Annotated in this window: 19 protein-coding genes; 13 read left to right on the top strand and 6 right to left on the bottom strand. The window is 43.4% G+C overall.

All coding sequences use genetic code 11. The features are described from left to right. Positions 1 to 7: 7 nt before the first annotated feature. Positions 8 to 391, top strand: coding sequence for a VOC family protein (locus ACFS6H_RS08535; protein WP_386097289.1), 384 nt, complete (start codon positions 8 to 10; stop codon positions 389 to 391). 34 nt (positions 392 to 425) lie between these two features. Here ACFS6H_RS08535 and ACFS6H_RS08530 read toward each other — a convergent pair whose 3' ends face one another. The 3 genes from ACFS6H_RS08530 to ACFS6H_RS08520 all read right to left on the bottom strand — a co-directional run bounded on the left by ACFS6H_RS08530 (position 426) and on the right by ACFS6H_RS08520 (position 4,413). Further along, positions 426 to 2,435, bottom strand: coding sequence for an alpha-ketoacid dehydrogenase subunit alpha/beta (locus ACFS6H_RS08530; protein ID WP_386097287.1), 2,010 nt, complete (start codon positions 2,433 to 2,435; stop codon positions 426 to 428). Positions 2,436 to 2,612: 177 nt separating this feature from the next. Then, entirely contained in the window at positions 2,613 to 2,906 is a 294-nt protein-coding gene (locus ACFS6H_RS08525; RefSeq protein WP_386097285.1) for a hypothetical protein, read from the bottom strand. A 427-nt stretch (positions 2,907 to 3,333) separates the two neighbouring features. Beyond that, complete coding sequence (locus tag ACFS6H_RS08520) at positions 3,334 to 4,413, bottom strand: transglutaminase domain-containing protein (RefSeq protein WP_386097283.1); 1,080 nt, start codon at positions 4,411 to 4,413, stop codon at positions 3,334 to 3,336. A 417-nt stretch (positions 4,414 to 4,830) separates the two neighbouring features. Here ACFS6H_RS08520 and cysS point away from each other — a divergent pair, with 417 nt between their 5' ends. Next, entirely contained in the window at positions 4,831 to 6,324 is a 1,494-nt protein-coding gene (gene cysS / locus ACFS6H_RS08515) for a cysteine--tRNA ligase (RefSeq protein ID WP_386097281.1), read from the top strand. A 58-nt stretch (positions 6,325 to 6,382) separates the two neighbouring features. Here the strand turns inward: cysS and mnmD are convergent, their stop codons facing one another. Further along, positions 6,383 to 7,063, bottom strand: a complete 681-nt coding sequence (gene mnmD, locus ACFS6H_RS08510) for a tRNA (5-methylaminomethyl-2-thiouridine)(34)-methyltransferase MnmD (protein WP_386097279.1) — start codon at positions 7,061 to 7,063, stop codon at positions 6,383 to 6,385. A 563-nt stretch (positions 7,064 to 7,626) separates the two neighbouring features. Here mnmD and ACFS6H_RS08505 point away from each other — a divergent pair. Then, on the top strand, positions 7,627 to 8,925 hold the full coding sequence (locus ACFS6H_RS08505; protein WP_386097277.1) for a phenylacetate--CoA ligase family protein: 1,299 nt from the start codon (positions 7,627 to 7,629) through the stop codon (positions 8,923 to 8,925). A 2-nt stretch (positions 8,926 to 8,927) separates the two neighbouring features. On the opposite strand, the gene ACFS6H_RS08500 is transcribed toward ACFS6H_RS08505, so the two are convergent. After that, complete coding sequence (locus tag ACFS6H_RS08500; protein ID WP_386097275.1) at positions 8,928 to 9,431, bottom strand: HmuY family protein; 504 nt, start codon at positions 9,429 to 9,431, stop codon at positions 8,928 to 8,930. Positions 9,432 to 9,640: 209 nt separating this feature from the next. On the opposite strand from ACFS6H_RS08500, the gene ACFS6H_RS08495 reads away from it, so the two are divergent. The 7 genes from ACFS6H_RS08495 to ACFS6H_RS08465 all read left to right on the top strand — a co-directional run bounded on the left by ACFS6H_RS08495 (position 9,641) and on the right by ACFS6H_RS08465 (position 21,408). Further along, positions 9,641 to 12,541 (top strand): alpha-amylase family glycosyl hydrolase, encoded by a 2,901-nt coding sequence (locus tag ACFS6H_RS08495; RefSeq protein WP_386097273.1) that lies wholly within the window; start codon positions 9,641 to 9,643, stop codon positions 12,539 to 12,541. Positions 12,542 to 12,656: 115 nt separating this feature from the next. Continuing rightward, on the top strand, positions 12,657 to 13,388 hold the full coding sequence (locus tag ACFS6H_RS08490; RefSeq protein WP_386097271.1) for an NUDIX hydrolase: 732 nt from the start codon (positions 12,657 to 12,659) through the stop codon (positions 13,386 to 13,388). A 376-nt stretch (positions 13,389 to 13,764) separates the two neighbouring features. Next, complete coding sequence (locus tag ACFS6H_RS08485; protein WP_386097269.1) at positions 13,765 to 16,851, top strand: SusC/RagA family TonB-linked outer membrane protein; 3,087 nt, start codon at positions 13,765 to 13,767, stop codon at positions 16,849 to 16,851. A 20-nt stretch (positions 16,852 to 16,871) separates the two neighbouring features. Further along, positions 16,872 to 18,266, top strand: a complete 1,395-nt coding sequence (locus tag ACFS6H_RS08480) for a RagB/SusD family nutrient uptake outer membrane protein (protein WP_386097267.1) — start codon at positions 16,872 to 16,874, stop codon at positions 18,264 to 18,266. A 19-nt stretch (positions 18,267 to 18,285) separates the two neighbouring features. Next, positions 18,286 to 18,798, top strand: coding sequence for a DUF5004 domain-containing protein (locus ACFS6H_RS08475; protein ID WP_386097265.1), 513 nt, complete (start codon positions 18,286 to 18,288; stop codon positions 18,796 to 18,798). Positions 18,799 to 18,810: 12 nt separating this feature from the next. Beyond that, the gene (locus ACFS6H_RS08470) at positions 18,811 to 19,569 is read left to right on the top strand and encodes a hypothetical protein (RefSeq protein ID WP_386097263.1); all 759 of its coding nucleotides are present in this window, start codon (positions 18,811 to 18,813) and stop codon (positions 19,567 to 19,569) included. 33 nt (positions 19,570 to 19,602) lie between these two features. Then, positions 19,603 to 21,408: a SusE domain-containing protein gene (locus ACFS6H_RS08465; protein ID WP_386097261.1), complete on the top strand. Its 1,806-nt coding sequence runs from the start codon at positions 19,603 to 19,605 to the stop codon at positions 21,406 to 21,408. Positions 21,409 to 21,488: 80 nt separating this feature from the next. Here the strand turns inward: ACFS6H_RS08465 and ACFS6H_RS08460 are convergent, their stop codons facing one another. Continuing rightward, a complete protein-coding gene (locus tag ACFS6H_RS08460; RefSeq protein WP_386097259.1) occupies positions 21,489 to 21,896 on the bottom strand; it encodes a hypothetical protein in 408 nt (135 codons plus the stop codon). A 257-nt stretch (positions 21,897 to 22,153) separates the two neighbouring features. On the opposite strand from ACFS6H_RS08460, the gene ACFS6H_RS08455 reads away from it, so the two are divergent. The 3 genes from ACFS6H_RS08455 to ACFS6H_RS08445 all read left to right on the top strand — a co-directional run. Next, positions 22,154 to 22,936: an RNA polymerase sigma factor gene (locus ACFS6H_RS08455; RefSeq protein WP_386097257.1), complete on the top strand. Its 783-nt coding sequence runs from the start codon at positions 22,154 to 22,156 to the stop codon at positions 22,934 to 22,936. 19 nt (positions 22,937 to 22,955) lie between these two features. Continuing rightward, positions 22,956 to 24,056 (top strand): hypothetical protein, encoded by a 1,101-nt coding sequence (locus ACFS6H_RS08450; protein ID WP_386097255.1) that lies wholly within the window; start codon positions 22,956 to 22,958, stop codon positions 24,054 to 24,056. Between the two features lie 487 nt (positions 24,057 to 24,543). Beyond that, positions 24,544 to 24,767: hypothetical protein (locus tag ACFS6H_RS08445; RefSeq protein WP_386097253.1), on the top strand; the 224-nt coding region annotated here is incomplete at its 3' end.

Raw genomic sequence — 24,767 nt, 5'->3', positions numbered from 1 at the left:
ATAAGTAATGCAGTTAAACCTTAACCAGGTTACCGTTTCGGTAAAAAATGTGGAGCAGTCCATTGCCTTTTATGAAAAGCTGGGATTAAAGCTTATTGTAAAAGCCCTGCCGCATTATGCCCGGTTTGAATGTGTAAGTGGTGATACCACTTTTTCCCTGCACCAAACGGATGATGATATTACCGGTAACAGCACCTGGATCTATTTTGAAACTGAAAACCTGGATGCCGACGTTGACATATTAATACAAGACGGAATCGTATTTGAAAGCCTGCCCACCGATCAATCCTGGTTATGGCGGGAAGCAAGATGCAAAGACCCCGACGGCAATATCCTTATCTTTTATTATGCCGGTGAGAACCGTAAGTCCCCGCCATGGCGCATCCAATAGATCTTAGATCTAAAAATCTGAGATCTAAGATCTGTTAATATCGCATGATCTTATTCACCGTTTCCTCCAGCCGTCCCTGCGCCATAAAATTCTTTTCCAGTTCAATATTAAATGGAATAGGTGTGTCTAAACTGGCACAACGCATCACCGGTGCATCGAGGTAGGTAAAACAGTTTTCGGCAATCCAGGCCACTATTTCACCACCAATACCGCCGGTAAGGGTGTCTTCGTGTAATACAATCACACGGCCGGTACGTTTTACGGCCGCGGCAATGGCATCATAATCCAGTGGTAATAAAGTACGCAGGTCTAAAATATCAATAGCAATTTCCGGGTGTGCGGCGGCATAATCCTCGGCCCATAACACGCCGCTGCCATAAGTGATAATAGACAGTTCATCGCCTTCCCGTACATGACGGGCTTTGCCTATTTCAATTTCGTAATAGCTATCGGGAACCGGGCCGCTTACACTGCGGTATAAAGCTTTATGTTCAAAAAACAATACGGGGTTGGGGTCATTGATGGCAGCGATCAGTAAACCTTTTGCATCCAGCGGGGTGGAAGGATATACCACCTTTAATCCCGGTGTATGCACAAACCAGGCTTCATTACTCTGGCTGTGAAAAGGTCCGGCGCCTACACCACCGCCGGTGGGCATACGCACCACCACATCGGCATTCTGGCCCCAGCGGTAATATATTTTAGCCAGGTTATTAATGATCTGGTTAAAGCCCACGGTCACAAAATCGGCAAACTGCATTTCCATTACCGATTTATAACCTTTCAGGCTTAAACCCAATGCCGCGCCTACAATGGCACTTTCGCAGATGGGGGTATTACGGATACGCTGTTTACCAAATTCCTGTACAAAGCCTTCGGTTATTTTAAAGGCTCCGCCATATTCGGCAATATCCTGGCCCATGATCACCAGCTTGTCATGTTTTTGCAGGCTTTGCTGTAAGCCTTGCTTAATGGCATCCAGCATGCGCAGTTCATTGCCTTCCGGCACATCATTGCTGAAAGAGCGGGAATGATTGATGACCTGTACACTGTTATTAAGTGGCAGGGGGGCATATACATCCTGTAATTCATTTGGTGTAGAGATCGTTAAAGGTGCCGCATCAAAACCAATACTTAATTCTGCTTCCAGTTTTTCTTTAAGGTCTGCCTTTATCTGCTCTACCTGTGCGGATTGTAATACACCTTGCTGCAACAGGTATTTTTCGTAATTATCTATGGGGTCTTTCTGTTTCCACAGTTCAAACAAATGGGTGGGTACATACTTGGTGCCGCTGGCCTCCTCATGGCCACGCATGCGGAAAGTAATGGCTTCAATGAAATAGGGCTTTTGGTTTTTTAAACAATATTCCCTTACGCCTTTCAGGGTATCATACACGGCTAAAATATTATTGCCGTCTACTGTTACACCTTCCATGCCGTAGCCTTTGGCCTTATCTACCAGGCTTACACAACGGTACTGTTCGCTGGTAGGCGTACTTAAACCATAGCCATTATTTTCAATTAAAAATATTACTGGCAGGTCCCATACGGCTGCTACGTTCAATGCTTCATGAAAATCGCCTTCGCTGGTACCGCCTTCGCCGCTGAAAGCCAGGGCCACTTTTTTCTCGTTACTTAATTTATGTGCCAGGGCTACACCATCGGCCAGGGCCAGTTGGGGGCCCAGGTGCGAGATCATGCCGCATACATGATGTTCCCGGCTGCCGAAATGAAAACTCCTTTCGCGGCCTTTGCTGTAACCATCCTGGTTACCCTGCCATTGTTTAAATAATTTATGTAAAGGCATATCACGGGTGGTAAATACACCCAGGTTGCGGTGCAGGGGCATGATCCATTCATCACTATCCAGCGCCATGCTAGCGCCTACTGCAATGGCCTCCTGGCCAATACCACTGAACCATTTGGATATTTTTCCCTGTCTTAATAACACCAGCATTTTCTCCTCTATCATCCGGGGCCACAACAATCTTTCATAAAAACCGGTCAATTGCTGGTCGGTGTAATCCTTTCTGTCAAAATTCATGAAGCATGCAAAATTTAGAACAGTAAAATTAACCAATATTGGGGGATAATTTTTTTTATTTGATTACCGGTTGTATAACCCGGTAACCCAATCCTATCGGAAAGGGCTGTTGCGGCAGCTTGCCCCCACAGTTATTGTGGTGGGCTCCGTTCGGGGTGCTGTTCGCTGTTGAACAGCTTATTCGTACCCATAAATCACTACACGGTCTTTGGGTAATTTGTCTGAATGAGTAAATAGCAGCTTTTGTTCCGGCCAATGAGCGGTTATCCATAAGGTATCATTATTATCAATAATGTGCCTTCTGGTTTTGCATAATGTAAAGTTTGCCAATAATGAAATATCCATATTGACTAATAATAACCGGTCATTAACCATCTCCTCGTAAGTATAACTTACAACCCCCATCGGAGCATACCAGTTTACAGCAAGAAGGTTTTGCGAAAGATCGTAAAAAGCTGTTTGGCGCTTCACAAATTTTGTGTTTCCCCTTTTTAGTATGCAACTTTCAAACGTGTTTACATAACTTTCCGGTACATCGCAATGTTTAATATTTTTGCTTCTGATACTATCCATTGCAATTGTTTTAGAGGTAATGATAACCGGCCTGTTAAGGGCTGGGGTAAGTTGAAGATAAGCCTGCTCACATTGCAGTGTAGAAACTGCGAGTCCACATATATAAACCCTGGGAGTTTTACAACTTGAGTAAAACAAGCAAGGGATAAATAGTATGAAAATATAGTTGTACCTGTTTAGTAAAAAAGAGCGTACAAAACCCATATTGCCGGTTTAGTAGTTATAAAGAAATTTTGTCTTTACTATTTTTCCAGGTCTTAAAAAGACCTGGAAAACGAAATGTATTATAATAAAAATACAAAACACTTCACTAACCTACCTAAAGTTACTGCGGCTTTGTCCAGAATAGGTTAGGGTTATTGGTTTTATACTGTATAAACTTTACACCCGATTGTGTAAGCGTACTCTCCTTTTTTTGCGGGCTTTGCTCAATGCCATCCAATGGTAATAGTTCAACGTAGGTAATAGAGCCGCCCTTGGTCCAGGTTTCGGCATTGTACTCGCTTGCCACGGGTGTTTCCAGGCGATACAGGTTTTTGGCCATATAATTTTCCAGGTAACCTTTCCGGGTTTGCAGGGTTTCCCGGTTCCAGTTGGCATCGGCATTTAATACCAGGGGCTGGCCTTTGATGAGCCTTTCTCTTACTTCCTGTACGCCCAGCAGGTTGCCTTTTTCGTCCATTACGTAGGCATCAAAAGTAGGGTCAATCCATATCCATTTATCCAGGTCTTTGATGTACACCATATTGATCACATGGCAATCATCAAACTTGGTTTCGCGGGGCATACAGGTAATATAACGCGATTTAATGCCCAGTGATAAATAACATTCATTTAAAATAATGGCCAGCATACGGCAGTTTACACCACGATTATTGGCTTTACAGGTATTAATAAGGTCAATAGCGTTTTTTAATGAAGGGTTATCGCTGCTGCCATCGTGTTTAATAAGGTTGTGTACCCAGTGCAGCAGGTTAAACACCTGCGACAGTTCGGATCCCTTACCGGCAATGGAGTCCAGTTTTAGATCGGTCCTGATCTTTACCAGGGCAGGATGATCTGCCTGCTGGTAGGTGAATGAAGGAACAAAACGGTTATCGGCATAGTTATATTTGTCGGCCTTTTTTAACATATCCAGGCGCGATGGCTGGTATTTGACCTGGGTTCTTGCAGAGTCCTTGCCGTTCAGTAAAATGACAAAATCGTAAGTACCTATTTTGGGGTCAACATTAAATGAAATAGAATCAATATCAGTGTAAAAAGTGACTTTTTTTGCCGATGTGGTGTATACATCCGGGTTGGTTTCCGGCTCAATACGCCAGGCATTTTTTTGCAGGTCCCCATCATCCTTAATATCAACCTGGAGAGAGGATGCTTTAATAACCGGTAATTTTTTTTGGGCCATAACCGTTTGGGAACAACATACAAGGGATAGCAGCAGAACAGTAGTAAGTTTCATTTTTTGTTTTTAGCAATAAAAAGATACCGTAGGACGGACATCTGCGGAATTTGTTACAGGCAGACCAAAATATATGTGCCGGGCCGGTTGAGGGTATAGCAAATTACCTTTAATTTTTTGCCAATACCGGCCGGAAAGGCCATGAACGGATTTTTTGGTTACAAGAATAACCCTATTTTTGTTGTATGTACATCCTGTCACATATACCTGATTCTTACTCCTGTTGCTGTTGTTTGGCGGTTTAAACGCTATTTTTGCAGCCTGATTTTCCATTTTAAATTGTTGATACCAGTACAAAAGCCGAAGAGTGCGACGCAAGGAACGATGCCACCAGCACTACAGCCGGTAACATAAAAAAATACCATGAGCGAGTTAAAAGTTTATAATTCATTAAGCAGAACCAAGGAAGTATTTACCCCGCTGGTACCGGGACATGTGGGTATGTATGTGTGCGGACCTACCGTAAGCGGTGAAAGTCATTTAGGGCACTCACGCCCCTACATTACGTTTGACGTGGTGTACCGTTATTTACAACACCTGGGTTATAAAGTGCGCTACGTACGCAATATAACCGATGCCGGGCATTTTGAAGAGGAGGGCCGTGAAGCCGAAGATAAAATTTCGAAAAAAGCGGTGCTGGAAAAGCTGGAACCCATGGAGCTGGTGCAGAAATACACCAACCTGTTTCACTGGGGTATGCAGCAGTTCAATACCCTGCCACCTTCCATTGAACCCACAGCAACGGGCCATATAGTAGAGCAGATCGGCATGATTGAAAAAATTATTGCCGATGGTTATGCTTATGAGGTGAACGGATCGGTTTATTTTGATGTAAATAAATACGCCGCCAATTACGATTACGGTAAACTGAGCGGCCGTAAAATTGAAGACCTGTTAGAGACCACCCGTGAGCTGGACGGGCAGGAAGAGAAGCGTGACCGTGCCGATTTTGCCTTATGGAAAAGTGCGGCGCCGGAACATATCATGCGCTGGCAAAGCCCCTGGGGCGTAGGCTTTCCGGGCTGGCATATTGAGTGCTCGGCCATGGCCACCAAATACCTGGGCAGCCAGTTTGATATTCATGGTGGTGGTATGGACCTGCAGTTTCCGCACCATGAAAGTGAGATAGCGCAAAGCACCATCTGCAATCATGAAAAGCCGGTGCGGTACTGGATGCACAATAACATGATCACCATCAACGGCCGTAAGATGGGTAAAAGCTATGGCAACGTGATCACTTTTACCGAGCTGTTCAGCGGCAGTCACCCGATATTGGAAAAAGCTTTTCACCCGATGGTGATCCGGTTTTTTATTTTACAGACCCATTACCGCAGTACGCTTGATTTTAGCAACGAAGCCCTGATAGCATCGGAAAAAGGGCTGAAACGTTTATGGGAGGCTTACGAGAACCTGAATAAACTGAGTTATCCGGAAACTGCCGGAACGGTTGATGCGGACCTGGATGCAAAGATTGTAAAACTGGTGACCGAGTTTGCCGAGTTTATGAACGATGATTTCAGCACGGCAAAAGTGCTGGCCAATATGTTTGACCTTACTTCGGTGATCAATTCGTTTAAAGATAAATCCATTGCACTGACAAGTATTTCGGCCGGAACATTTGTTTTGTTGCAACAGCAGATGAAACTGTACCTGGAAGATATTTTAGGATTACAGGGTGTGACCGAAGAAACCAGCGATAAGCTGAAAGGAGTGATGGAGCTACTGATCACCATCAGGAAGGAAGCAAAGACCAAAAAAGATTTTGTTACTTCTGATGCCATCCGTAACCAGTTAAGCCAGTTAGGTATATCATTAAAGGACGAGAAGGACGGTAATACCACCTGGTCGGCCGATTAAAAAGGTATAAGGTAAAGGGTATAAGGTGTAAGGTTGAAGGAATGCTATATCTTTCAGCTTATACCTTTTCCGTTTTTATTGCCCGGATCATTTCGCGTTTACCGGGTGGCCCGGGTATTTTTTCAATGATAAATCCTGCGGCCTGCAGGGCCCGCCTTACATCGCCTTTGCTGCAATAGGTAACAAAAATCCCACCGGGTAATAAGCCATTATATATTTTAGTGAAGACTTCGGTTGTCCAGAGGTCCGGTTGTGCAGCCGGGGCAAAAGCATCATAAAAAACAAGGTGAAAGGGATTATTAAATGCAAAATCGTGTAAAGACAACCGGTGTTTGGTGAAATTAAAATAAGGTGTAAGCGCAATGGGCTGCTGCCAGGGTGATTGATGTAAAGTGGCAAAAGCAGGAGCTAAACTTTCATCAATTTCAGTACAGTAATTCAATTGCTGCACCAGCTCATCTGCCAAAGGATGCAGCTCCACTGCTTCATATTTTATGGGCAACTGGTGTAATTCTGCATATTGCATGGCCAGTAAACTATTTAATCCTGTTCCCAGGCCCATTTCAAAAATACGTACCGGGGATGTGGCCGCCTGCTGTACCAGGTATTCCAGTCCTGCCTGTATAAACACATGCATGGACTCCTGTATGGCGCCGTGATGTGAATGGTAGGTAACATTCAGTTCGGGAATGGCAATGCTGTGAGAACCATCTTTGGTTATAATTACTTCGGTAGGCATGCGTGAAAGTAATTATTTTGTTGTTAAGTGATTAAGTTTTTTGCCCGCAGATCTTCGCAGAGTGAGTACACCGCGGATCTTCGCAGAGTGAGTACACCGCGGATCTTCGCAAATCAGATATTACTCAGCGGCAATCTGCGTATACATCGGCGTTCATCAGCGGGTAAAAGAACAAAGGTTTCCCGCAGATCATCGCAGATTGAGTACACCGCGAATCTTCGCAAATAAGATATTATTCAGCGGTAATCTGCGTATACATCGGCGTTCATCAGCGGGCAAAAAAGGTTCCCGCAGATCGTCGCAGATTGAGTGCACCGCAGATGTTCACAAATTTGGATATTATTTAGCGGTAATCTGCGTAAACATCGGCGTTCATCAGCGGGCAAAAAATAAAGGTTTCCCGCAGATCATCGCAGAGTGAGTACGCCGCGGATCTTAGCAAATCAGATATTACCCAGCGATAATCTTTGGGAACAAAAAGGCAGCACTTGCCGAACCTTTTGAACCTTATTAAATCTCTTTCCTCCTAGTTTCCTAACTTTATCGGCCTATTAAATGGTATCATGGCTATGACTATATCTACCTCCATTGCATTTGAAAAAGAAACCGCTATCAAACAATTCCAGGAACAACGTTTACAGGAGCTGTTACAGTACCTGCATACCCACTCCCGGTTTTATCAGAAATGGTTTTATGCACAGGGGGTAAGAGTGGAGGAGATCAAAACCCTGGACGATCTGCAAAAAATTCCGCCTATTGAAAAGGAACACCTGCAATCGGAAAATGAACATTTTTTCTGTGTACCAGCCAGCCAGATCGTGGAATATGTGGCTACTTCGGGTACTTTAGGCAAGCCGGTGACCATTGCGTTAACAGATAATGACCTGCAGCGGCTGGCCACCAACGAATACAACTCCTTTGTTTGTGCCAATGGTACTGTATCAGATATTTACCAGTTAATGCTTACGCTGGACCGGCAGTTTATGGCGGGTATGGCTTATTATACAGGCCTGCGTAAACTGGGTGCAGGCATTGTAAGGGTAGGACCGGGTGTACCTTCCTTACAATGGGAAACTATTGAAAGAATAAAACCTACGGCCATTGTAGCCGTGCCCTCTTTTATTGTAAAGCTCATACAATATGCACAGGAGCAGGGTATTGATATTAACCGCTCCTCGGTAAAAAAAGCGATCTGTATCGGTGAAAATATACGGGATGAGGATCTGTCCCTGAATGTGCTGGGTAAACGTATTACCGATGCCTGGAATATTGAACTGTATTCCACCTATGCTTCTACCGAAATGCAAACGGCATTTACCGAATGTCATGCAGGTAAAGGCGGCCACCTGCAACCCGACCTGCTGATTGTTGAACTGCTGGATGATAATAACCAGCCGGTAATACCCGGTACGCCTGGCGAAGTAACCATTACTACCTTAGGAGTAGAAGGCACACCGTTGCTGCGTTATAAAACAGGGGATATCTGTATTGCCTATACCGATACCTGCAGTTGTGGCCGGCATAGTTTACGTTTGTCACCGGTGCTGGGGCGTAAAAAACAAATGATCAAATACAAGGGCACAACCTTATTTGCGCCCGCCCTGTTTGAAATACTGAACGGCATGGAAAACATTAAAGACTATGTGGCCGAAGTAAGCGCCAATGAAATTGGTACAGATGAAGTGCTGCTGCATGTGGTGCCGGTAAATACCACCGCCGAAACGGCCAATAAAATACGGGCCTACCTTCAGGCACGCCTGAGAGTAAGCCCGCAAATTAAATACTTAACACCGGAGGAGATGCAAAAACTGCAGTTCCCCGATGGGGGCCGTAAGCCCATTAAGTTTATTGATAAGCGCTAAGCTTATTTAATAAAGCTGTACTTAAAATTGTAATAACCGCCTGGGTTAAAATCTTTCTGGTCCTTATAATAACTGGTAATAGCCAGTTTTACATACTTGCCCTCGGTGGTTTTTATCACCAGTACCCTGTCGGCAATAGGCTGAATGGTATGGTCGTCCATATTATAATTATACCAGCCATTTCCACTGCCTGTGGGGATGGCGCTGCTACCTGCAGCATCTTTTTTGTAGCCGCCGGCCGGAGCTTTCAATACTTTATCAAAATTGTTACCGCTTACTATTTGTGCTTCTACTTTGCCTTCAGCACTATTTAACTGTATGGCAGTTTTATTAAAAGCAATATCCCAGCTTTTATTGGTTTTGGCTACCGGCTGGTTGGTTTCCAGGTCATAATATACAATGCCGTCAGCGGCATTCAGGTTATACTGTTTTTTTTCTTCCTGTGCCTGTACGGTGGTTGTAAGTAATAGAGCTGCTAAAACAAAAAGCGTCAATCGCATCATCATGGTATATTTTAAGTAAAAGTATTCACTGCCTGAGATAAGGGGTTACTATTTCGGGAAAAACTGCGGCCGGTATGGAAACGGGTTGATAATGAAGACGCTGGGTAATGTTTCAGGATTGGCAGAACAATTTGCTTAATTTTTAATGTGTATTAAGTACATATTTTATATCTTCACATCACTAACGGTTATTTATCTGCAAAATATTGCCAATGAAAAAGGTTTACCTGCTACAGTTTTTCCTGTTATTTTTTTGTGCAGCCAAGGCACAGTTACTGGGCACTACTCCACAGTTTGCCCGGGAAACGGATAATATTATCATAACTATGGATGCCAATTTTGGCAACAAGGCTTTACTGAATTATGCCAATACCGGCGATGTATATGTACATGTGGGGGTGATCACCAACCTGAGTACCGGTCCTGCTGACTGGAAACATGTGCCTTTTGAGTGGAGCTCCAATACGGCACAGAACAAGGCAAGCTACCTGGGAAATAATAAGTATAGTTTTACCATTAATAATATCCGCAGCTTTTTTAATGTAACCGGCACGGAGTATATTCAAAACATTGCACTGTTATTCAGGAGCGGTAATGGCAATACGGTACAGCGTAACAGTAATGGCGGCGATATGTATATTAAATTGTATGGTGGCGACTCACTGGTAGTAGGTTTAACGCAGCCCTATATGCAGCCTTATTTTGTGCCTATACCGGAAACGATCAGTAAAACCGTGGGTGAAACCATTGCCATCAGCGGCGCAGCTAATAAACCTTCTACCCTTAACCTGTATATTAACGATAACCTTGTACAAACGGCAGCTGCGGCTACAGTTATTACGGCAAACCCTGTGTTGAACGTAGCCGGCAATACCCGCCTGAAACTGGAGGCGGTGAACGGAACCGATGTCCGCTCACAGGAAATAACCTTTATGGTAAACAATGCCGCTAACATAGCACCTTTACCAGCAGGTGTAAGAGACGGTATAAACTATAACCCTAACAATACCGAAGTTACCCTGGTATTATACGCACCCAATAAAGGCCGCGTATGTGTTATTGGCGAATTTGCAGGCAGTAACTGGCAGGAGAACACCGCCTTCCAGATGAATAAAACGCCCGATGGCAATTACTGGTGGAAGACGATTACCGGCTTAACACCCGGCACCGAATATGCTTTCCAGTACCTGGTAGATGGTACTTTAAAAGTGGGCGAGCCTTATGCGGAAAAAATACTGGACCCCTGGAATGACCAGTATATCAGTGCTGCTACTTACCCTAACTTAAAAGCTTATCCTGCGGGGCAAACAGGTATCGTGAGCATCCTGCAAACAGCAGCACCTGCCTATACCTGGACTATACCCAACTTCAGCCGGCCCGATAAACGCAGCCTGATGGTGTATGAGTTACTGGTGCGTGATTTTATAGCCACCCATAACTGGCAAACTTTAAAGGATACCCTGGATTACTTAAAACGCATCGGCATTAATGCTATTGAAATTATGCCTTTCAATGAATTTGATGGTAATGAGAGCTGGGGCTATAATCCTGCTTACTTTTTTGCACCCGATAAATATTACGGTACCAAAAACAGTTTAAAACAATTTATTGATGTATGCCATAGCAAGGGCATGGCCGTGGTAATGGACATAGCCTTAAACCATTCTACCGGCAGCAATCCTTTAGCAGCCTTATACTGGAATAGCGCCACCAACGAAACAGCGGCCGATAACCCCTGGTTCAATGTAACGGCCAGGCACCCTTTTAATGTATTTCACGACTTTAACCACGAAGCGGCGCCTACCAAATACTTTACCAAGCGGGTCATTGAGCACTGGTTAAAAGAATATAAAATTGATGGTTATCGGTATGACCTGTCAAAAGGGTTTACACAAACCTATTCTATAGGCAACGAGGCCTTAATGGCACAATACGATGCCAGCCGTGTGGCTATCTGGAAAGATTATTACAATGCACAGCAGGCAGCCGCAACCGGCACTTATGCTATACTGGAACATTTTGCCGATAACCAGGAGGAAAAAGAACTATCAGATTATGGTATGATGTTCTGGGGAAATTCCAACCATGCATTTACCGAAGCTTCTATGGGTTGGCTGGATCAGTCCAACTTTTCCTGGGGTTTACATACTACCCGTGGCTGGGCCAATCCCAACCTGGTAACCTATATGGAAAGTCATGATGAGGAAAGGGTGGTATACAAGAACATTAACTTTGGTAATGCATCCGGTAATTACAATATACGGGATACGGCCACAGCTTTGAAACGCTCACAATTGGCAGCCGCTTTCTTCCTGTCCATGCCCGGGCCTAAACTCATCTGGCAGTTTGGCGAGCTGGGTTATGATTACTCCATCAACTATTGCGAAAATGGTACGGTTAACAATGATTGCCGTACCAATAAAAAACCGATCCGCTGGGATTACCTGCAACAGGCCCGCCGTTACAATATTTACAAGTTGTACCAAAAAATGGGAACTCTGCGTTTCAGTACAGCTTACCAGCATGTATTTGCTGCGCAGAACACCCAGATAGAACATGGGCTGGACGGGGCTTTCAAGTGGATGCGTTTACGTTCGGCCAGTGATACGTCCTGTTTGCTGGTGGTGGGTAATTTTGGCCTTAGTACGGTAACGCAACAGGTAAACTTCCCGGTTACGGGCAACTGGTTCAGCTACCTCGACAGTACCTTTATCAGCATCACGGCTACAGCACAAAATGTTACGCTGGCTCCGGGGGAGTATATTGTTTACCTGAACAGGAACCTCTTAAATATTAATACCAACCCGGTTGATCCGGAAGAGCCGGAAGAACCCGAAGAGCCTGTTGCCAATGAAGTACTGGCCAGCGTTTTCCCCAATCCTTCGGCCGGCAAACAAGCCTATATAAAAATAAACCTGCCTGCATCGGGTAGGGTTCAGGCCAGTATATTTGATGGGTCCGGCAGGCCGCTGGGTACTATTTATGATGGTACCCTTGCCCGTGGTGTGCATAACCTGCCGGTCAATACCCGGTATACCAATGCCATGAAAGGTTTATACTGGATAAAGGTAGTAGCCGGCTCTGCCACTAAAACCATAAAGCTGGTTTTATAAACAGCAAGGCTCAGCCGTGGAAAACAACCAATCCTTTTGCAAACATCATGCGGTCACAAAGTTTCCCGTAATTTCACATTGTACTGCATCAGTCATTTAATTTTGCGATCTCAATATGGATAGATCTATGGGCAATAAGTCACTCTTAAAAACTGCCGAGGCGGAAAAGATCAGTCACCTCGATTATTTTAAAATAGCGATCTCGGTGGACTGTGTTATTCTTGGGTATGAGCAGCAGGAACTGAAAGTGCTGTTAATTAAATCCGACTTAAAAGAGTTCTCCAACCTGTACTCCTTACTGGGCGACCTGGTAAATCCTGATGAGGACCTGGACGCGGCCTCCTACCGTATACTGCGGGAGCGTACCGGCCTGGATGATATTTTCCTGCAGCAGGTACATACTTTCGGTACCATTAACCGCCACCCTTCAGGACGTGTAATTACCACGGCTTATTTTGCCTTGCTGGATATCAATAATGTCAAGCTAAAGATCAACAACAATCACCTGCACTGGCACCCGGTGAACGATATTAAAAAAATGGCCTTTGACCATAAAACCATACTGGATACCTGTTTACATCGCTTACGGGAGCAGGTAATGGAGCACCCGGTGGTGTTTAACCTGTTGCCCGAAAAATTCTCCTTACGGGAACTGCAGGAGCTGTACGAGGCTATTTTAAATACGGAGCTGGACAGGCGTAACTTCCGTAAAAAAATGGCCATCAAGGACTGGTTACACGACCTGGACGAAATGGAAGTAGATGTGCCGCATCGCCCCGGCAAACTCTACAAATTAAAGACAGTACTGCGCAAAAAAAGCGGCCAGAAAAAGGTAGAGAAGGTCTAAACAATCAGCTTACTATGGGGGCTGTCAGCTTTACCGCTCCGGTCAGCTGCAGTCCCGGCTTTCCGGTACAAGCCCTTTAGTTCGGGCTAAAACGCTTTCCCGCTCTTCTTTCCCATATAAAAGCCGGCTGGTATACACCTGGTAATTACGGGCTTTCCCCTGCAATCCGGCAGCCCTTTGTCAATCGTATATATAATAAACAAAAGCTTACAAGAATTTTACCGGCAGCGTTCACCAGGGATGGTTTGCCCTGTCCGGGCCGGTAAGGGACGTATAAAAAATATTTTTGCGGTATCAATAAATTTGTTTTAACATTGTGTATTAAATACACATTATCGTATTTTAAAACGAATTGCTTAACTCTTAACGATTGCTTATGTTGTGCACAAAATGGCTTCGTGCAGCCGTAACATTTTCCCTGTTATTTATATCGTTGTTTGCGTTAGCGCAGGATAAGGTTATTACGGGTAAGGTATTGGATACCCGCGATGGCAGCCCTGTTGCCGGAGCCAACGTGGCCGTAAAAGGTACCGCACGTATCACCCAAACCGGTGTTGACGGCGCTTTCAGTATAACCATCTCGGGCAATGCCACTACACTGGTTATTTCGTCGGTGGGCTTTGTTACCCGGGAAGTGGATATAACCGGTAAAAGCACCGTGGATATTTCCCTGGTATCGGGCAGTACCGACCTGGATGATGTGGTGGTGGTAGGTTATGGTACACAACGTAAAAAAGAAGTTACAGGCGCCATTGCCAAAGTAAGCGGCGAAAAAATGAATGCGATACCGGTTCCCAGCTTCGAAGCGGCTTTACAGGGTAAAGCACCCGGTGTACAGATCATGCAGGGTAACGGCTTGGCCGGCTCAGGTTCGGTAATCCGTATCCGTGGTATAGGCTCTATATCTGCCAGCGGCGATCCTTTATACGTAATTGATGGAGTGCCCATTGTAGCCGATCCTTTCTTACGTGGTAACAGTGGTGGTATGAACCAGAATCCGTTAGCTTCTATCAACCCGGCAGATATTGAGTCTGTTGAAATTTTAAAAGATGCCGGTGCTACCGGTATTTACGGTAGCCGTGGCGCCAATGGCGTTATACTGGTAACTACCAAACGTGGTAAAAGCGGTAAGCCTTCTTTTAATTATTCCAATAAAATTGGTTTCTCCAGCGCATCCATGAAGCCCGAATTTGTAAATGGCCAGGAATGGTTGCAGTTAAGGCAGGAAGCCTGGCATAACAGCGGTAATCCAGGAGATGCTCCTTTACCTGTTTTATATCCGGAAGCTAAAACTAATAATACAAACTGGTGGGACCTGTTAACACAAACCGGCATCATCAATGAGCATAACTTATCCTTAAACGCCGGTACAAAAAAATTAAAAACCTTTGCCAATATCTCCTACAGTGATAACGAAGGGTATATTAAAGCTAACTCTTATACCCGTATGGCAGCGAGGTTAAATATGGATTATTCTCCGGTTAAAGCCGTGAAAATTGCATTAACAACCGGTTTTAACCGCGGTATCAATAAACGTGTACCCGCTGCCTGGGATGGCGGTATAGGTGAAGCCATGTCAAGGGCATTACCTATTTATTCTGTATTTGATGCAAATGGGAATTATGTGTTAAGTACCCAGGACGCCATTAATCCTCTCAGAAGACTGGAGCAAACCAAACGTCGCGAAGTGGATAACCGGTTTTTAGGAGGTTTGTCGGTAGAAGTTCAACCTGTTAAAAATCTTTTCTTAAAGGCTTCCGGTAACCTCGAATACAGGAACGCTTTTGATGACCAGTTCGAAACTTATATCTGGACACAGAAACCGGTTGCTGATTCAGGTGTTATACGTCGTTCTCCTTACTGGGGTACTAACTGGAACACATCTATTACGGCCAACTATTTATGGAATATGGGTGATAACCATAAATTCAACCTGTTAGTAGGACAGGAGAACCAATCTGTTTCTTTAAAAGACTATACTGGTTACGACTTCTTTCAATGGTCAGGTAAACCTTACTGGACCGATGTCAACTCCCGCCAGGGCTATCGTAACCTGCGTAAAAGAATGCTGGATAATGATCAGATTGTAGAAAGACAAAGAGATGCCTGGACCTTTACCAGTTTCTTCGGTCGTTTAAACTATAATATCTCCGATAAATATTTCTTCCAGCTTACCGGCCGTTTGGACGGATCGTCTAAATTCGGTACCAATAACAAATATGGTTTCTTCCCTTCTGCTTCAGCAGCCTGGACAGTTTCGGAAGAAAACTTCCTGCAGGATGTTAACTGGATAGACCTGGTAAAAATCAGGGCCAGTTATGGTTTGGTAGGTAATGCCAATATTCCATCGGGTGTATATTATGATAATTTTCAACTAGGAGGTACCAATTACAACGGGGCCCAAACTTTATATTTAAATAATTTAGGTAATCCTGATCTGCAGTGGGAGAATATGCGTAACCTGGATGCGGCCGTTGAATTTGGTTTATTTAAAGGGCGTGTTACCGGTGAGCTTGCTTACTACCGTAAAAACTCTACCAATATTTTATTGGCACCCGGTATCTCACCTTCTGCAACCGGATTGGGTGATATCTGGCGCAACCTGAACAACACTGAGATATTAAATGAAGGCATTGAATTCAGCGCCAATATTAAACTGATCGATCGCAAAAATATAAGATGGTCGGTTGGCGGTAATATAGCCCGTAACTACAACGAAGTATTGAAATACGAATTAGGTCCGGATGCGGTAAGCGGCGGTACTAACGATACCCGTATTGTCGCAGGTTTGCCACTGGGTGTTAACTACCTGGTACGTTACCACGGTGTTGACCCGGTTGATGGCTTGCCTATCTGGTTAGACAATACCGGTAAACAAACCAAAACCTTCTCGCTGAATCATCGTGTATTTGCAGGCTCAGTATTACCCGATTATATCGGTGGTTTTAATACTGCTGTCGGGTATAAAAATTTTGAATTAAGCGCCTTGTTCACTTTTGTTATTGGCGGTAATATTTATGAAAACTCCGCTAAATACCAGTTCCTGGGTGCATCAACACGTAACTGGAATTATAGAACCGATTTTCTTGACCGTTGGGTAAATCCTGGTGATGAAGCGCAATATCCTAAATTATTATATAATGCGGCGAACTACCCGGGTGTACCCAGTGAAGACCAGTTTAACTCCACCATGTTTTTGAGGGATGCGAGTTATCTAAGGTTACGTGAGCTGACATTAAGCTATCGTTTCGATCCGGCTAAACTGGCCAAATGCCGTATCAAAGGATTGAGCCTGTTTGCAACAGGCAGTAACTTATTTACGTTCACCAAATACCCTGGCGGTGACCCTGAAATTACCCGTGATTTTGAAAATGCGCAGGATCGTAACTTAAGTCCTAATATTACTTACTTAACCGCGCCATCGCAACGTAATATCATTTTTGGATTAAACCTTTCCTTTTAAGCCTTAAACAGATTGCAAGTATGAAAAAGATATTATATATAACCCTGATGTCCGTGTTAATTGCAGGAGTTTTTAGTAGTTGTAAAAAATTTTTGGAACGACCTCCTGATGGGCAGATGAAAGAAGAAGATGCCTTAAAAAATGAGTCTGATTTCATGACTATGATAAATGGTCAATATACATTAATTGCTAACCCGCAAATGTATGGGGGCCGCTTGCAGACAATAGCTGAGTTCTTAGCCGATGAAATGGATGGAAGCCGTCTTCAGGGCGATTATTCTGAAATATTCAGAAGACAGAATTCAATTTTTGGCGGATTTAGGGACGACTTTTATAAAAATGCTTACAGGGTAATCAATGTGAGTAATTTATTGTTAACCAAGATGTCGTTGGTTTCCCCTGCGAATCAGGATAATGCTAAAGGTCAGGTATTATTGTTCCGTGCAATGGGCCATTTTGAAATGGTTCGGTTCTTTGCACAGCCTTATGGATACTCACCGGATAATAGCCAGGATGGCATCCCATTACGCACAGAAGTATTAATAGGGTCGGTGCAACGTTCAACAGTAGCTGCAGTATATGCACAAATTATTAGTGACCTGAAAGAAGCAGAACAGCTGTTACCGGATACTTATGCCGGTAATTACAAAGCCACCAAATGGGCAGCTAAAGCAATTTTAGCCAAAGTATATTTTCAAATGAATGACTTTGCAAATGCCTATAACTATGCTTCACAAGTGGTAGCAAACCCAGCCTTTGTTTTAGATAATGCCTACAACCTGCGTTATTCACCGGCTTTAAGTAAGGAAGGGATATTGGTTATTCAAAATGTAACAAACTATTATAGTCCGGGTGGAGAGTTGAGAGGTAATTATCGTTCGGATCAGAATATTCCTTTATTAAGCTATACTAATCAGTTTTATGGTATAGCAACACAAGATCCCCTGGATGTGAGGAAAGCCTGGTACAGTAATTCTTTACAATCCGGCTATAATGTATTGACTAAATACAATCGTGATTTCTTCGATCTGCCTATTGTACATTTAACCGAGATAAAACTAATACTGGCAGAGAGCGGTGCTGAAATTGCTGCGGGTAATGCAGGTGCTTTATCAGCTGCTATCACCAATATGAACCAGATTCTCACAAGAGCTTATGGTGGGACCACTCGTAACCTGGGTGTTAATGCAACGGCCGGTTTAGTAATCAGTACTGCCCGTAAAGAAAGAGAGCTGGAAATGGTGGGCGAGGGTAATCGTTATCACGAGATCAAACGTATAGGTGCCAGGAACGGTATCAGTGTGGATCGCCGGGGTTCGCCCTGGAACTGTAATGGTTTTATACTGCAGTTCCCTAAGGCAGAGCAGGATGCCATGACCAGTTTTAAATTAAACCCAGAAGGCGGTTGTTTCTAAAAAATTAAATGATTGTAATATGAAAAATATTTCGCTAAAAATAACAATCCTGCTGCTGGTGATGGTGTCGCTGGTGGCATGTCAGCCCGATAAAATTGAGGCCATTGGTGCACCCAGGGATATCCCTTCCAGTTTTGTGGGTAGCTGGAAACTGACGAAAGCATTACAGGTAGATGAGGACGTAAAGCGTAAAGGAAGCAGTTTTATTTTCAATACAATTGACCTGACTACTTTATTTCCCTATACAGATTTTACCTTAACCCTGAATGCTGATAATAGCGGCAGCCCTACTACGTTCACCGCTAATGCAGGTGGCTCTCCTGCTATCATCGGGTTAACAGCCGGCAATTGGTCTGTGGACGACGGTAAAGCTCCTAAGACACTTATTTTTAAAAATGGTGCAACGACAGAGCAGGTTACTTTAGGTGCTTATCCGATAGGCGGCAATAATAAACTTACCTTCAGAATTGAACGTAAGGATGCTGCGGGGAAAGTGATGATCTCTTACACCTATGAATTTACAAAACAATAAAACTGCTGTTGTATGAAAAAGATATTATTTACATGTTTAATAATGGGCTTAGCTTTTGTTATAAGAGCACAGAACCCAACCTTTTCACCGGCAATTTTTACAGCCGAGGATGAAGTTACTTTAACAGTTGATGTAACCGGTACTCCGATGGCTGGTGAAGCGGAAGCTTATTTGTGGATGTGGGGCAGCGCCGGTGACAGTCCATTAAACACAGCCTGGAGCAACTCTCCGGAAACGGCTAAACTGACCAATGTGGGTGGTAATAAATGGAGTTTTACTTTTACTGCTACTCTTTTATGGGGGCGTCCGCCTTCTGACCTCACAACATTTGCCTTCCTGGTAAAAACAAAAACAGGTTCCAAACAAACCTCTAACTACGAGGGCTTTACTTTTGACCCTCTGGTGTTTACGCCTACCATGTTGAGGGTATTTCCTAGCAAAGCCAGCCGTACTGATATCATTACTATCAACTTTGACAGAACTTTAGGCGGTACGGTAAACGAGCAACGTATGACGCCTCAAACCGCTACCATTACGGCATTTGACGAAACCAATGCACAGATAGGAACCGCTGTAACGATCCCGGTACGCGTGTTACAAACCAATATATGGGCAGCTACATTTGACCCTAAAACAAGATTTACACCGGCCGCCGGGCATACTTTAAAAAAGTTTATCTATAAGTTTAATGGCACGGTGCTGGGTACAACCGGTGCACCGGTTAATGTAAGCTCTTCAGAAGCTACTTATGAATTTGTAAACCTTAACTAAGCTACCCTTCTTGTCATATTTAAAATGTTGCAAATGAAAAAAATTATATTATTTGTTACTGCAGTGTATATGATCCTGGCGGGTTGTAAAAAAGCAGATTTCAATGATAATACGGTGACGGGTGAAGGCCTTGTCGATTTTACCCTTCTGACACCTTCTTCCGGCGCAGTGCTACAGTTAAATGCCGCTATTCCCACAACTGCTATTTCCTTTACCTGGAATGCTGCAAAGCCCGGCCTCAATACTGCTCCAAAATATAAAGTGGTGGCCGTATTACGCGAGGGCGGTGATTTTAATGCACCTTTACTTTCTTTTGATGCTGATAATGCCGGAGTAGCCAATAAGTTAACACTCACCTACAAACAATTAGATGATGCACTGGGTGCCAAAGGAATTGCGGCCGGAGCTACTGCTGATCTGAAATGGTCGGTAACTGCCGATAACGGAAGTAAACAGCTGCTGTCTCAAAGCACTTTCTTTATTACTGTTACAAGATTTAAAGACGGAGCTTCTCCTTTTTACCTGTTAGGCCCCGTATCAAGTACAAGCATATTAGAAATAAATCCAACTTCAACTACAGAGAGTTTTACATTTAACTGGACCCGTTCCAAACCGGCTGCGGGCGGACCGGCAGTAACATATAAAATTTTATTTGCCGAGCGTAAACTGGACAGCGAAGGACTCGAACTGCCTATTGACTGGACAACCGGTACGTTGTTCAGCATCACCTCAAATAGTAATGGTGTAGATAGCTTTGCTACGGTTACCTATAAAGCGTTGAGTGATTCCATTGCTAACCATGGATACAGTGACCTGGGATTACAAGCTAACTTAAAATGGACCGTACAGGCTACTTCCGGCTCCTGGAAACAAAATTCAGATTACAAAAATGATCTTTTCTTTTTACGCCAGGTAAAAATGTACCTGGTGGGCTCGGTACAGGGCTGGAATATCAATGACCCCCTGGAGCTTATCACCGATAAAAGAGCCGACCGGTATGGTAAAGTATTCTATACTTATATAAAAATAGATGCCGGAGGCGAATTTAAGTTCTTTAAAACAAAAGGTGACTGGGGTTCCGGCTATGGTAACAATGGTACTTCGGGAGCAGGATTTAGTACCGGCTTCAATGTGGGCGGTAACTTTGTAATAGCTACGGCGGGTATCTATCGTTTAACACTGGATGTAGGAACCAATATGGCCTATGTACAACAGAAACAGGTAGGCGTTGTGGGCAATATGCAAGGCTGGGATGCTGCTGCGCCTTTAACCGGCGGGTATATTAAAAGAGACCATTTCCTCATCATAGCGAATTCAAATGGCAGTGATGCGTTTAAATTTCACGATGGTCCTGAATGGAATAACAGTACGCCTGATAAAGCACGCTGGTGGGGTGATGCCGGCAGCGGTAAGTTAAATCATGATGGCGGCGATCCTAACCTGGTAGCAGCTACTTCACCCCGTACAAGACTTATATGGGATGGAACTAACGGCCAGGAATTAAAATATGAAATGAGTCCTGCAGCTGAAATGCGGGTAGTGGGTAATGGTATGACCGGTGTAAATGACTGGGATCCGGGCAGTTCACCGCAAATGACCTATTCCGGCAATGGAGTGTGGACCATTAGCCTGGCGCTAAAAGCCAATATGGAAATTAAATTCCTGGCTGGTAACGCCTGGGGTGCGTTTGACTATGAAGATAACAGCGGGCAAAGTAATGCCACCGGTACTGCCAAGCCTATTGTATGGAATGGTGATAAGAACTTTAAAACCCCGGCAACTGCGGGTACCTATACTATTACTTTAAATGAGTATACCCAAACGGTGACGATTAATTAAGTAGATCTTATATCAACAAAGAGGCCGGTGTAACAAACACCAGCCTCTTTCTGTTTTATGTCAGGCTGTACGCCGCAAGATCATTTCTTCATCAGCCTTTCTTCAATGATCTGGTTATACTTTTCCAATAATTCCAGGTATTTATCCTTCCATCGCTCCATCTGCTGAAGGGCTTCTTCAAAAGTGGTTGGCTTGTTGAAGGTATCGTCGGGTTCTTCCGCAATGTACTTGGGCATATCGGGAAACTCTTCGGTAAAATCGTAACGGATCGCCCGGCCATATGCCATCAGGATATGGTAGTCCAGTTCCGGGTTCTCAATATGTTTGTAATAAGCCGAACGGCTGTAACCGGCCTTATTGGCAATATCTTCCTTGTTCAGACCTGTAGCCTCAACAGCAGTAGCTAATACCTGCCCACGGTTAAGTTTTGTACGCTTTCCTTTCACCGCAGTAAAGAAATTAACAGATATGTATAAAAAATTGGACAAAAATGGTAACTTGTAAACAAAATCGTGTGTAATATTGTTTACTTTTTATATATGTTCGTGTAAAAAAGTGTAAAAAGAGCCGTATAACACCGCTATTACAAGCCATAATTTTTGAAAAACATATTGACCATGCTAGCCATTTATCATTACACCACCATTCACCTGTTACTTACCAGGTTTGCCTGTAAACCCAAAAACCCGGTGTAGGCTGGTTAAATGAACACAAACAACTATTCATTTTAACCAAACTACTTTTTATGTACAATATTCTTTTGCAGGATTGTGCTGACAATCACCTGCATTACCGTGGCTTTGTGGCGGGCGAGGAACGGTCGCTGGCCTATATTTATAAACATGCCTGGCTACCCCTGCAACATATAGGCTTACGTATCCTTAATAACGAGTTTGTTATCTCCTGCATTTTACAGGAAGCCATGCTGCATGGCTGGGAACACCGGCATACCATGAAAAGCACCAAACATATTTACTTTTTTATCCGGCAGGATCTTCTCTGGAAATGTTTTGCCTGGTTACGTAGTAAACAACATACATTTTACAGTAATCGTTGCAGCAACCTCGATGATGTGCTGGAAGAAGAATACAAAGTGGTGCTGGCCGATGAAAAACAAATGGAAATGGTGGAGCAGGATGAGGAAAGACGGCAGTTGGTTTACAATGCTATTCCTTATCTGACACCTACCAAACAAAATATTACCACCCTGTCTTTAAAATATGGTCTCAGCTGTAAACAGATCGCAGCACGTATTGGTTCTTCCGCTACAGCCGTTTCCTTACAATTACAGGATGCTGCCAGCCATTTAAAACAGATCATTCATGCTTCTTACATGTTTGAAAAGAAAGAGCAAAAAAGAAGCAAAGTATTTAACCTGGTACAACTGGATGCAGTTAAAGAAAAAATTGTCTGCATGCGTCGTAATGAAAATAAGAGTTTTGAATGTATAGCCGCCAGTATAGGTTTAGATACCCCTGAAGTCAGGTGCCTGTATATTGAAGCATTGAAAATAATGAGCAAAAACTAACCATGAAAAATCTATTGTTATGATACCCAACAAACATTATCTCACCCGTAAAATCCAGTTAAGGATCAATCATCCTGACCCGGTTGAAAAACAGCAGCTATATGATAAACTCTATAACTGGCAGTACAATACTTTCCGTAGTGCGAACTATATTTTTACACACCAGTTTTTGCAGGATAATATAGCCAGTCTCTTTTATTTTAAGGAAGGGATAAAACTAAAGCTTGCTTCTATGTTGAAAGATGGTGAAGGTGTATTGACCACTTCACGCCTCAATACCACTTACCAGGTACTGGCACACTATTTTAAGAACAAGCTGCCATCGGATATTTATACCGGCCTTAATAATCGCCTGGTAAGCGATTATAACAGGGAAAGGCAACACTACATCAACGGTAAGAAAAGCATGCCTAATTACCGGCAGGATATACCCATGCCGGTAAAGGGGCGTAATCTGCGTTCCCTGTATTGGGATGAAGAAGCCAGGAACCTCCATTTTGTATTATTGGGTATTCCCTTTTGTACGGTATTGGGCAGAGGGTATGATGATAAACGGATCTTATTGCAAAAAATAACGGCTGGTCATGCTACGCTCTGTAATAGTGCTTTACAGTTAAAGGACAGGAAGATCTATTTGCTGGCGACTTTCGAGGCAGTGGCTGACGGGCCGGTGGCTACTAATATAGTAGCGGAGGTTAACCTTTCTATGGATTATCCTTTACAGGTAAAAATTGAAAAGCATATCTACAATATCGGCAATAAAGAGGAATTCCTGCATCGTCGCCTGGCCATACAGGCGGCCATTAAAAGGGCGCAGGCCGCAGCGGGTTATACTTCCGGCGGGCATGGAAAGAAAAAGAAATTCAGCCTGGTAACAAAATATAAAGATGCCGAGAAGAATTATGTGGTACATAAGCTGCACCTGTATAGTCGTCGCCTGGTTGACCTTTGTAAAAAACACGCGGTCAGTACCATTCTTTTATTGAACCATACCGATAAGCAGGTTGCACTCAAAGAAAAAGAAAATAGTTTTTTATTACGTAACTGGAGTATGTCGGGGTTACGTGATAAGATTGTTTACAAAGCCCGCCTGGCAGGTATGGAGGTAATAGAAGAATAAGTATTCTATTAATAAAAAGAGGCTGCTTGTACAGCCGCAGGGCGAGACAGCTGGTACTCGCTAAGTGTAGCAAATACATGTACAATAAGAATCCGATCTAATGTGTGGGAGAGTTTCTCCTATATTGTCAAAATTATTATGACCCAATACTAGAAATTAATTTTCAAATTGTTGTTTTTAGGTATTACAAACCCATAAAAAATTGTAGTTGAATACTAAAATGTATATGATGATATGATATATGTCAAAATAATTTATCTGATACGTAATTGTTGCGGTAAATATATAGTATTCTTTCTAGGAATGTTTTCATTTTTCAATAAAAGAGTGAATTAATAATTCTTTTACATTTTTATTCTGAAAACATCTCCTAATTTCATAGAGTGCCATTTGATCTGTGCAAGATAGACCAAGGATAAAACCGAGTCGCTTGAACCAAACCATTAGATACCTGCTTATATATTTATGTTCATGCCTATGTTGTTTTATGCAACTGCATGCGCAGGATGTCTCCTCCCCGGATAGCAGCACCGCCCTGGTTTCGGACAAATACCTTTCCTCGATCAATAAAACAGCGGACAAATTAGAATCTAGCCTGGATAAGAAAACAGATAAGTTGCTACGCAAATTGCAACAACAGGAAAACCGTATTTACAAAAAACTACAAAAGACGGATAGCCTGAAAGCCAAACAGTTTTTAGAACAAAACCA

This window comes from Terrimonas rubra, from assembly GCF_042686025.1.
In the GTDB taxonomy this organism is placed as follows: Bacteria; Bacteroidota; Bacteroidia; order Chitinophagales; family Chitinophagaceae; genus Terrimonas; species Terrimonas rubra.
The sequence above is the reverse complement of the archived record's forward strand: the minus strand, read 5'-3'. Positions and strand labels throughout refer to the sequence as shown.